Genomic DNA, 10,965 nt, shown 5'->3' with positions numbered 1-10,965 from the left:
TACATTTCAACCAGAATTCCGGCAGGGATAGTATTCACCATTGAGGTGCTAGGTTTTACCGCTGCAATAGTAAAGTTAGCTATTTGGTTCTACTTTTTGTATGTATTTGAATTCCGGGGTAAAGTGAATGGAGAAATAAGCGTTAACTAATTATAAAATGGGATGAAAATTATTAACTAAATTGTAACTCGACTGAAACAAAATAGAATTTGGTTACCACAAAGAGAACGAACACCTGAACAGATATTTACATCGAAGAATTTAAAATCAAATATGAAGAATAGTATTGATGGTGCTTCGAAGATATTGACAATAGGTTACTTTTTGTCAGTTTGCTGCTTTTTAATGACCACTTTATAAAGCTAGTTTCTTCAAATCTTGTGAAAAATGGTTCGTAAACGGTCCCGTATGGACCACAGAAAGACAAACAACGCCATTGGATTCCAATGGCGTTGTTTTTTTGTTAATATACTTCACAAATTGCTTGGCCTAATTTTTTATTGTCTCAAAATAAATCTCAGTTTATTAAAAAATAGCAATCGTAGTATTTTGTTTTTGTGTACTATTATAAAAACTTGTGCTTTATTATGTAGTATATCGTAATCACCCATAATGAGATAGATATACGCTATAAGTTAGCGGGTATATCTAAGTTAGCAGCAACCAAACCGCAGAATCGATAACATCAACTCTAAACACAAACTGATAAAGCAAATTTATCTAAAATCACCTTATTTGCAACTTTGACTGCGTTTATGAGGTTAGTAAAAGTTTTTATAGCTGTTGTTATTTTTTCTTCGTTTTTAATACCATCTTCAAGACCTTCATTCAGTGTACTTACAAATGCACTACCCATATTCAATATTTGTCGCCACTCGTATTTTGCGCTATCTACTGTAAGGTTTTTGCAAAATTCCACACTAAAAGTATTTGAAATTTTCTTATTTAAAATTACCTCCATGCTATTAGCGATAGCACTCGCAAAAAGAATAATTGAACCACGACTACGCAGAAAACTCAAAATTTCTTGTTCATTTGTCAATAAATTTTTCTTTTGCATAAGTCCCAATTTTAGTTCTTCTATAGCTTTCACTAAAGTATAACAAAGAAATATATGCTTTGCAGTAGTTTTTTCATTGAAAAATTGAGTGTATAAAGTATCATTATCCCATATTTTACTCTTTTCATTATATGCAACACTCGGCTTGCCGTGAAAAGCTGCTAATACTTGACCGGCAGTTAACGATGCTAATAAATTTGGATTGCGCTTAATCACATCTACCGCGCCTCCGCGACGAGCGGAATAACCCATTCTTCCTAAAGCAGCAAACTCTCCCGTTATTCTTTTTTGAACGTCGTCATTACTTCTAAAATCTGGAGCATTAACTTTATTTTGGCTATTATTAAATTTTACAATCGCAGCAACGGTTTCAGGATTACTGCATTTAATGAATCGAATCGGTATTTAAGGTTAGAATCTGGTTTAACTGCCAATGAACCAATTGCTCCAGTTGTTTGAGCACCATTAACAATTGAAATTCCACTTACCGTAAGTTTTTTTCCATCCAGCTCAAACTTATTAGTTAGAGCAGTAATCCCATTATTATAAACAAAAAACTGTTTTGGATTAACGGAAGCACTTGCTTTAATTCCATTATTAATATTTGAATCGGACTTGCGACTTCCTAAGTAATCACGAACATTTGCCGAAAAGAGCAAAGTACTGTGGCTTTTATATAATTCCCAAAGCTTATCAGCTGGAAAGGATGTTGTGAATGATTCCCAATCTGGTCCTTCAGTTTGAAATCCCATACAATCATCGACTTCAATCTTATCAGTTACGAGAATGGGAATAGTCAAACTTGAATACCATGTATTCAAAGTACTCAAACCTATTTCCAAATAACTACATTCTATTTCCTTATCCTGAAAATGATTCTTAAGAGTCGAACTAAGTGTTGCTTCCGCAGATTTAAGTTCTTGTTGAACATTTTCTGATTCAGGCGAATTATGTGAATACCAAAGCGAAATTTTTGTAATTTCTCTATCGTTAATTTTCTGTCTCAATTCACTAGCAGCAGATTTAAGTCTTTCTGGAACGTCTTTGAGATCACGTGCCAACAACCAAGTAATAGCTGTATTTAAATCACTAGCTTTATTAGCAGGGGCTTCTGCTTTAAATTTAGAGGCATAATAACCTTGAGCTATAATTGCTTCTTTCTTATCAGTATCAATATAAACAAGATCAGCTTTTTTATCGCCTCCTCCATCAGTTAAACTTGTTGAAGCAACTTCATCAATATCTTCAATTCCAAATCGTATCTGTAAACTATAAAGTAATAAAGCATTATCAGTATATTTGGTTAAATCATCTCTTTCAATAAAGTTTTGAAAAAATTCATAATCGTTAAAGTCCATAATTGATTTGAATATTTATTTAATGTGCAAAGTACAAAATCTCTTTGTTATATTTAATATTAACGATAAAAATCAGCTGCTGCTAACAACTACAACGCATTTGGGCAATTTGCCTAATGGAAAGTTGGTTTTGTATTTGGGAGATTTGGCAAATCCGAAAATAGGGCTTAATTTAGTCCCAAACCCGCTGTAGTACCAGAACGTTATGTGCTATTTTAAAACGACACCCCACAACAAATGAAACTGTTTGACAAAATATTCAAATCTAATAGGACGACAGAACCAGCCGACTTGACAACGATAACAAGGACAGAAGTTCTTGAAGGATTTTCAATTCCAGGAATTATACATAATATGCAATACCACTTTACAGATTTGCAAGTTTATAGTGACGGACTTATTTCTTGTTGGGAAATGGTTGACTTATCAATGTTCAAAGGCAAATTGAATAAAGGTTGGGTTGTTACCTCAATTCCAGATGGAGAAGCCATTTCTATTTTTAGTTTAGGAAATTGGAATATCGAGCAAGGAGAATGGAACCACGCCAAAGAAACCCTATATGATTATGTTTATTCATTAGTAAAGCAACTTAACCCGACACTTGAAAATTTACACAATTACAATGGCAATAATTCAAAAATGGTAGGTAAAGCAAATGTTACAAAACACTTTATGCCGAAACCAAAACCTTATCATTTTGACGACCCTAATTCTTTTTTCCCTAACAGGATTAATGGAGAGAAATTTAATTTCTTTTATAGAAATGACGACAATAAAACTTATTTAGCAGAATTATCTGTTTATAAGAGTGGAAACATTGAGATAACTAATTTACCAAAAAGGAAAATTTTCAAATTTGAAGACTTAGATGACCTAACTAAAAATGATACACTAACAACAGATTTGAAAATCGGAGAAACCGTTACAATTTTGAATTTAGGTTCTTTTAAGATTGTTTCAGGAAGCAGTGTTGACATTAAATCCAAAATGAAAGAGCTGATTGACAAGTTCAATGAACTGAACGGCAAAGAAAATAGTATTGCCAAATGTGCGAGAATATTTGACGAATACATACAAAATCCGACAAAAAGATTGCGAGACGAATTAAAAGATGCATATGAAGCAGTTCCAGAACATCAAAGAATTTTCGTTGGGACAATGGACACAAAAGATTATGAAGTTCGCCAAGTAATTTATGGAGACATAGTAAAAAAAGAATGGGAAGACTATTATGGTTACGAGTATCCGTATGACGACATGCCCAAACCTATTGACGAATGAGAATAGAAACAGCACATAACAAGGTATTGCCAAAAGCGGGGGCTGAACGATTTCGATCGGACCTTTGTACAAGGTTTATGGTCTGTTCTTCGATTCTTTAGTACGGAAAACCCCGCCTTCGGCAATATCCAAAACGTTGCGAATTACATCATTTCATATCTCCGAAAAAAGTCAAAATTGCTATTACTGTTCGATTACAGTCTATGACACTCCATAAAAAGTCAAACAATGGCATTTTTGTTTTTTATATTTATACTATTTTAAGGTTTCAAAAAAAGTTAAAACGGGTAACAAGTGTTCGATTGAAGTCCCTGACAGCCCACTGAAAGACAAATAAAGCCACTGGAAGACAGTGGCTTTATTTTTTTCATAATATACTTCGCAAATTGCTTAGCTTAATTTTTACCGTCTCAAAAAAAATCCTTTCATGGAATTAACGGATTAAAATTCTTGATATCCGTTTTTAGTAGTTAGCCATTCCTCAAAAAGTTACTTTTTTGGGGAATGACTAATTGGATATTCCGCTGCAAAGGGGTTCTTCGTCAATTTTGGTGAAAATATAAATAACAATTACTCATTTGTTTTTCAATAAATTCCACCTTTCCTTTTACAAAGAATACCGCGATTTTATCATATAGATTATATACTTGTCGACTTCAAATATCATTTTTATTCAATCAGCAATTATTGAATCAGTTCATTTTTCAGCCATATTAATAGGCTTAAGAATATTAAAAGAATGATGTATGGAAGGGTTGGTTTTCAATTATTAAGGTATTGTCCAAGTCGATTCTAGATCACCAAAATTGACGAAGAACCTGCAAAGGTCGCGACTTATTCCGGAGCAAAGTACACCACCTTTCTCAAGTCCATTATCTAACTAGATAGAGATTTAACCACCATTTACTATAAGTTTGGTTTATAATCAAAAAACACTTGCAGAATGGCAAAGAAACTACTTAGTATGATTAAGATAAGACAGATACTTTTATTTTTAGTGTCGACTTCTCCCCGGAATATCTAACTATAATAAAAGTTGCGAAGAGAGTTTTTTTTGTATAAGATTATTATCTTTAAGGTAGTGAGAAAAAACTATAGGATAGTAGAAATGATTTTGCAGGTTTGGAGCATAAAACTCAGTCAAAGTTGAGTATATGCAATAAAAAACAAGCATATTTACTCAGTTTTCATGTAAAAAATGAGTATAGGAATAAATTACGCACAAGCAAAAAAAGAGCAATGCGTCGAATGGTTTAGTCAATATTTTTAGGGCTTTCTTTTACAATTAAATACCTTGATTATGCATTTAATCAGTCCACAACATATTACTGCATATTTTCAATGTTCAAGAAAAGCATATTTCATGCTTAATAATGTTAATAATTATGAATTAACTGATTACGAAACCATAATATTTAAGGCGAAAGAAAAGTCAGCAAAAACATATTTTCAAAAAAGTGATGTTCAAAACTATGAGCTGGATATTTTAAAAGAAGGATTCCCAATAGTTTGTGGTGCAAAAATAAGGATTGATTACTTTGATTTTGATTGTAATATCTTATTCAGAAAAGATGGAAATTCTAAATTTGGAAATTTTTATTACGAACTCGGAATTTTTATTGGAACTAATAAGATTTCTAAAGAAAATCGAATGGAGTTGGCGTTTCTGTCTTTGGTGCTAGAGAAAATACAAGCTAAATTTTCAGATTCAGCATTTGTGATTAATAAGAAAGGAGAACAGCACAGAGTTAAAATTAATCCGTTAAAAGATGAAATAAAAAAAGCGATAAATGAAATTCAAAAATTTAATGACAATCCGCCAAGATTGTTTCTTAATAAACATTGCGAGCAATGTTCTTTTTCCGAATTGTGTAAGAATCAAGCGTTAAAAGAAGATAATTTAACCCTGTTAAAAAGGATCACCCAAAAGCAAATTAATAACTTTGAAAAAAAAGGCATATTTACCATAAAGCAACTTTCATACATTTACAAACCTCGAAGAAAGAATAGACGCATTAAAAACGTTCCTAATAATTACAAACCCGAATTACAAGCGTTAGCGATTAGAACCGAAAAAACATATATTCAAAAACTTCCTTTTTTAAATCGAAATAAAATAGAGATATTTCTTGATATTGAAAGTATTCCAGAAGAAAACTTTTTTTACTTATTTGGTGTTTTGATTTCGGAAAATGATGAGCAAAGGTATTACTCATTTTGGTCGAACACTTTTGAGGATGAAAAAACTTCTTGGCTGGATTTAGTCAAATTAATTTTAAGGTATCCTGATAGTGCTATTTATCACTATGGCAGTTTTGAACCAACAGCATTTGAGGTACTCTCAAAAAGATATAATGTAAGTATTGATTCTCTTAAAAAAAGGTTTGTAAATTTAAATACATTCATTTTTGGGAAAATATACTTTCCAGTATATTCAAACAGCCTTAAAGAATTGGGACATATTTTAGGAATGAAATGGTCTAATAATATTGCATCTGGGTTGCAAAGCATTGTTTGGAGAAATAATTGGGAATGTGGTCAAAAAAAATATAAACCTAATTTACTTAAATACAATGAAGAGGATTGCATAGCATTGAGGAGGTTAACAAATGAGTTAACACGAATTCAAATGTCCGCAACCATATCTAATGATCTTGAGTTTGTTGAAAAGCCTAAAAAAATAGCTTCTGAAATAAGCAATAAATTGCACAATCAGTTTCAACTTGTACTGGAACTTGCACATAATGAATACAACGACAAAAAAATTAAGTTAGACATTCTTGAAAATAAAATAAAGAAAAATCACAAGGCAAAAATTAATAAAGCAAAAGAGTTTCAATGGCTCGGTAAATCGATGAGTCGACCAAACAAAGTGATAATTTTAGAAGCAGATAATTACTGTTATAAACACACTGAACGTAAATTAACTAAATCAAAAATCCAGTCAAAAAGGGTAATAATTGATTTAGTATTTGGTAAAAATAGTCTTAAAAAAACAGTAACTCAATATATCGGAGTTCATGGAAATTGTCCTATATGTAACGTCTCTTATCCACCTTTAAATTTTAGACAAATAAGTAGGCAATTGTATGGGCATAATTTCAGATCATGGATTGTATTTCAACGAATTGAGATACAGTTATCTTTCACAAAAATAAACAGTATTCTTTCCTGTTTAATTAATGATTCAATAGGTCATGCATACGGAGTACAAATAATTAAAGACTTTAGTGAATACTACAAAGATACCGAAGAAAAAATTATTCAGAATATATTGAGCAGTTCGTTTATCCATGCGGACGAGACAACAGTAAGTATTTTAGGTGAAAATCAATACGTTTGGATTTTCACAACAGATAAATATGTTACCTTTAAATTATCTAAAAATCGAGATGCTATTACAACTATTGATTTTTTAAAGGATTTTAAAGGTGTTTTAATCTCTGATTTTTACGCTGGTTATGACTCGATCGATTGTATGCAGCAAAAATGTTGGGTACATCTTATCAGAGATTTGAATAATGATTTATGGAGTAATCCTTTTGATAAAGAATATGAGCTATTTGTAAATGAAGTCCGAAATCTCATTGTACCAATAATACAATCAGTTAATATTCACGGTTATAAAACAAAATATTTATCAAAGTTTCAAGTGCTTGTGGACAAATTTTACGATAAGATGATAGATAAAAAGTCGTATAATTCAGAACTGTCTATATTATACCAAAAAAGATTTAAACGTTATAGGACAAGCCTATTTACATTTATTCACAATGACGGGGTCAAATGGCATAATAATGCTGCCGAAAATGGCATTAGACATATTTGTATCCAAAGAAAAATTTCTGGTTCATTTGGTAATAATCAATTTCCTCACTATCTAAGAATGGTTAGTATTTTTCAAACTTGCAAATTACAGAATAAATCATTTTTTAAGTTTCTACTTTCAAAAGAGATTGATATTGATTATTTTGTTTAATAATTTGAGATAATGTGAAAATAAAATTGCCAATGCATAACAGTAAAGGTTCGTTGCCTGCACAGCGCGAACAATGAACCTGTATTGAACGGAATCGCTGAGATTCCGCAACTATGTTTTTTTTGATAAAATATTTTAAGGATTTCAAGAGCCTTTCTACTGCATCCACAATGCTTATACATTCTCATTTAACCCAAAATCGCGATCACGCTGGTATTAGAGGTACTAGAAAACCTACTTTAAGTTCTCAAAAAAAGTCAAAATTGGGATTAAGTGTTCGATTGTAGTCCCTGACAGCCCACAGAATGACAAATAACGCCATTGGAAGACAATGGCGTTATTTTTTAGGCATACTTTTCAAATGTAAATAGAATTAACTTTTTTCCGTCTTGAAAAAAATTAATTACAGTCTGCAGTTTCTATTTCCTCAAACTTACGTTGCCATACTTTAATTGCTTCCAATATAGGCAGGAATGCCAATCCTTTTTCGGATAACTTATATTCTACCCTTGGTGGTAATTCCTTGTAGGCTAATCTTTCCAATAATCCATCTTCTTCAAGCTCCTTTAGCTGTTCAGTTAATACTTTCCGTGAAATGTGTGGTACTATGGCATCTAATTGACCAAAACGAATACTCCGGGTTCCCATAACATTGATAATTATCGGCTTCCATTTGTTACCAACAGTGCCGATAGCCCTTGTAAATGGGCAATTTGAATTGCAAAATTTTTCGTCTCTCATGTTTTCTAAAATTAGTAGTTACCCAATGGTAACCAGAACTCATCTCTATTAGTTACAAATATAAACTATTGATAGTATCTTTGCGTAACAAATTTAGATAAAAAATATCGACAATGAAAATTAAAGAAATGAAAATAGGAATTATAGGTGCCGGATCTATCGGCACAGCACTGTCAAAACACTTAACCGAATCAGGTTATGATGTAATTATTAGTAACAGCCGTGGTGCCCATACGCTTAAAGACAAAATTAAACAAATCGGTGGTAATATCATCGCAGGTTCAGTCCAGGAAGCAGCCGAAGGTGATGTAGTATTTCTTGCTGTGCGATGGGAACACGTTCAAGAGGTACTATCGACGGTTTCATTAGAAGGCAAAATATTGGTAGACGTGACCAATGCCAGTCTACCCGAATTTGTATCGGCTGAATCAGGCTCAAAAACATCCAGTGAAGTAGTAAGCCAATGGGCAAAAGAGGCAAAGGTGGTTAAAGCTTTCAATACTTTATATGCTAATGTATTGGCAGAAAATCCGCTGGTTGGTGGAGGAAACAGAGTGATTTTCTATTCCGGAAATAATGATGATGCAAAAGATGTTATGTTAGAGATTATTAATCGCATCGGATTTGCCGGTGTTGATTTGGGAAGCCTGCACGAAGGTGGAAAATTGCAAAGATTCCCTGGTGGACCATTACCAACATTAAATCTTATCAAATTAAAAAAATAATTTCAAAAATTTAAATAATGAGTAAATTAAAAAACAAAGTAGCAGTAATAACAGGCGGCAATAGCGGTATTGGATTTGGGATTGCACAAGAATTTAAAAATGAAGGTGCTGTAGGAGTTATTGTCGGCAGAAATCAGGGAACTTTAGATAGTGCTGCGGCGCAACTTGGAGATAATTTTATAGCCATAAATGCAGATGTAACCAACCTTGCCGACCTTGAGAGAGTATTTGCAGCGACATCTGAAAAATTTGGTAAAATAGACGTGATTGTAGCCAATGCAGGTGGTGGAGCTGTAGGAACTGTGGCAGATCTTGGCGAAGCCGACTATGACAAGACAATGGATTTAAACCTGAAAAGTGTTTACTTCACTGTCCATAAAGCGCTGCCCTATATGAATGATGGTGGTTCTATTATTCTTATCGGGTCAAATGCAGCACATCGGGCATATCCAAATTTTACACTTTATGGTGCTGCAAAAGCGGCTGTAATCTTTTTTGCAAAAGCATTCTCAAGCGATCTTTTAGGAAGGAAAATCAGAGTAAATGTAATAACACCAGGTACAACAGATACACCAGCATTTGAAAAATTTGTTCCCTTAGAACAAATTGAAGCTATAAAAACACACTTTGCAGGTGAAATGCCGATAGGCAGGATTGGGCAACCATCTGACATTGGTAAAACAGCGGTTTTCCTGGCTTCTGATGATTCATCATTTATCCTTGGTACTGAAATCCTTGTTGATGGTGGTATGACATACTTGTCTAAGTAAAAAATAATCTTAAATCAATTTTAATATAATGAGTACATTAAAAAATAAAGTAGCAGTAGTTACAGGTTCATCAAAAGGAATTGGCGCATCTATTGCCAAACACTTTGCGGCAGCAGGTGCCAAGGTAGTTGTAAATTATGCTTCAAGTAAAGAAGCCGCAGATAAAGTGGTAAAATTCATAATCGACAATGGAGGTACCGCCATTGCAGTAAAGGCTGATGTATCACAAGAAGCCGATGTCATTAGACTTTTTGATGAAACAAAAAAAGCTTTCGGCACGTTAGACATTTTGGTGAATAACGCAGTTGCTCAAGGATACGCACCTATTGAGCAAATATCGATAGAAGCGTTTCATCAGAGTTTCAACGTCAATGTATTAGGGTCTATATTAACAATCCAGGCAGCTTTGAAATTGTTTGGAGATAATGGTGGCAATATCATTAATATCAGTTCGGGTGCAAGCAAATATCCGCTTCCTAATGCCTCATTGTATTCATCAACTAAGGCGGCTTTAGATGCCTTTACCATTGCGTTATCAAAAGAACTGGGTGCAAAAAACGTTCGCATCAACTCTATCCTACCTGGCGCTACAGAAACAGAAGGTGCGTCAAGTGCCGGTGTAACCCGCGGAAGTGATTATGAAAAAATGTTTATTGCCAATACGCCGCTTGGTCGAAGAGGCCAACCAGAAGATATTGCAAAAGCTGCCGTATTTCTTGCCTCCGATGATGCTGCTTGGATTACAGGAGAACAAATTTCCGTTTCGGGTGGCATGTATGGTTTTTAAATTCAAAACTCAAAAAAAATTAAAGACAATTGGACATGATTATTAGTCGACGGTGGTTTAATATCCCCTTATTTAGCAATTATTCATTTTATATTTTCTAAAAACGCTAAAATTGGTATTAAGTGTTCGATTGCTGTCCCTGACACTCCACCAAAATTTACAAACCTCCAAAGTCATTTGATTTTGGAGGTTTTTTTTGGTTCGAAAATAATTACAATTTTATTTAAAAATTGATCAGTCCCTAAATTTACTTGAATTATTGAT

Annotated in this window: 8 protein-coding genes; 5 read left to right on the top strand and 3 right to left on the bottom strand. The window is 33.1% G+C overall.

Annotation, left to right across the window (positions count from 1 at the left end):
• Positions 1 to 691 precede the first annotated feature (691 nt).
• Together ACNQGH_RS21485 and ACNQGH_RS21480 are read right to left on the bottom strand one after the other, a co-directional pair.
• On the bottom strand, positions 692 to 1,417 hold the full coding sequence (locus ACNQGH_RS21485) for an AIPR family protein (protein ID WP_417958068.1): 726 nt from the start codon (positions 1,415 to 1,417) through the stop codon (positions 692 to 694).
• Positions 1,411 to 2,418, bottom strand: a complete 1,008-nt coding sequence (locus tag ACNQGH_RS21480; protein ID WP_417958067.1) for an AIPR family protein — start codon at positions 2,416 to 2,418, stop codon at positions 1,411 to 1,413. The genes ACNQGH_RS21485 and ACNQGH_RS21480 overlap by 7 nt, the downstream gene beginning before the upstream one ends.
• Positions 2,419 to 2,655: 237 nt before the next feature.
• Between ACNQGH_RS21480 and ACNQGH_RS21475 the strand changes: the two genes are divergently transcribed.
• On the top strand, positions 2,656 to 3,699 hold the full coding sequence (locus ACNQGH_RS21475; RefSeq protein ID WP_417958066.1) for a DUF7638 domain-containing protein: 1,044 nt from the start codon (positions 2,656 to 2,658) through the stop codon (positions 3,697 to 3,699).
• Between the two features lie 1,300 nt (positions 3,700 to 4,999).
• A complete protein-coding gene (gene tnpC / locus ACNQGH_RS21470) occupies positions 5,000 to 7,678 on the top strand; it encodes an IS66 family transposase (RefSeq protein WP_417958065.1) in 2,679 nt (892 codons plus the stop codon).
• Positions 7,679 to 8,077: 399 nt separating this feature from the next.
• On the opposite strand, the gene ACNQGH_RS21465 is transcribed toward tnpC, so the two are convergent.
• Complete coding sequence (locus ACNQGH_RS21465; RefSeq protein WP_417958064.1) at positions 8,078 to 8,419, bottom strand: winged helix-turn-helix transcriptional regulator; 342 nt, start codon at positions 8,417 to 8,419, stop codon at positions 8,078 to 8,080.
• 113 nt (positions 8,420 to 8,532) lie between these two features.
• Here ACNQGH_RS21465 and ACNQGH_RS21460 point away from each other — a divergent pair, with 113 nt between their 5' ends.
• The 3 genes from ACNQGH_RS21460 to ACNQGH_RS21450 are packed head-to-tail and all read left to right on the top strand — an operon-like array spanning position 8,533 to position 10,701.
• Positions 8,533 to 9,144 (top strand): NADPH-dependent F420 reductase, encoded by a 612-nt coding sequence (locus ACNQGH_RS21460; protein WP_417958063.1) that lies wholly within the window; start codon positions 8,533 to 8,535, stop codon positions 9,142 to 9,144.
• A 17-nt stretch (positions 9,145 to 9,161) separates the two neighbouring features.
• On the top strand, positions 9,162 to 9,914 hold the full coding sequence (locus tag ACNQGH_RS21455) for an SDR family NAD(P)-dependent oxidoreductase (protein WP_417958062.1): 753 nt from the start codon (positions 9,162 to 9,164) through the stop codon (positions 9,912 to 9,914).
• Between the two features lie 28 nt (positions 9,915 to 9,942).
• Positions 9,943 to 10,701: an SDR family NAD(P)-dependent oxidoreductase gene (locus ACNQGH_RS21450; RefSeq protein ID WP_417958061.1), complete on the top strand. Its 759-nt coding sequence runs from the start codon at positions 9,943 to 9,945 to the stop codon at positions 10,699 to 10,701.
• Positions 10,702 to 10,965: the final 264 nt, after the last annotated feature.

Origin of the sequence: Flavobacterium kochi (assembly GCF_048286715.1) — a bacterium.
Classification (GTDB): Bacteria; Bacteroidota; Bacteroidia; order Flavobacteriales; family Flavobacteriaceae; genus Flavobacterium.
The sequence above is the reverse complement of the archived record's forward strand: the minus strand, read 5'-3'. Positions and strand labels throughout refer to the sequence as shown.

Excerpts from the sequence above, each read along its gene's own strand:
- ACNQGH_RS21480 (WP_417958067.1), bottom strand. The coding sequence starts at position 2,418 with ATGGACTTTAACGATTATGAATTTTTTCAAAACTTTATTGAAAGAGAT.
- ACNQGH_RS21475 (WP_417958066.1), top strand. The coding sequence starts at position 2,656 with ATGAAACTGTTTGACAAAATATTCAAATCTAATAGGACGACAGAACCA.
- tnpC (WP_417958065.1), top strand. The coding sequence starts at position 5,000 with ATGCATTTAATCAGTCCACAACATATTACTGCATATTTTCAATGTTCA.
- ACNQGH_RS21465 (WP_417958064.1), bottom strand. The coding sequence starts at position 8,419 with ATGAGAGACGAAAAATTTTGCAATTCAAATTGCCCATTTACAAGGGCT.
- ACNQGH_RS21460 (WP_417958063.1), top strand. The coding sequence starts at position 8,533 with ATGAAAATTAAAGAAATGAAAATAGGAATTATAGGTGCCGGATCTATC.
- ACNQGH_RS21455 (WP_417958062.1), top strand. The coding sequence starts at position 9,162 with ATGAGTAAATTAAAAAACAAAGTAGCAGTAATAACAGGCGGCAATAGC.
- ACNQGH_RS21450 (WP_417958061.1), top strand. The coding sequence starts at position 9,943 with ATGAGTACATTAAAAAATAAAGTAGCAGTAGTTACAGGTTCATCAAAA.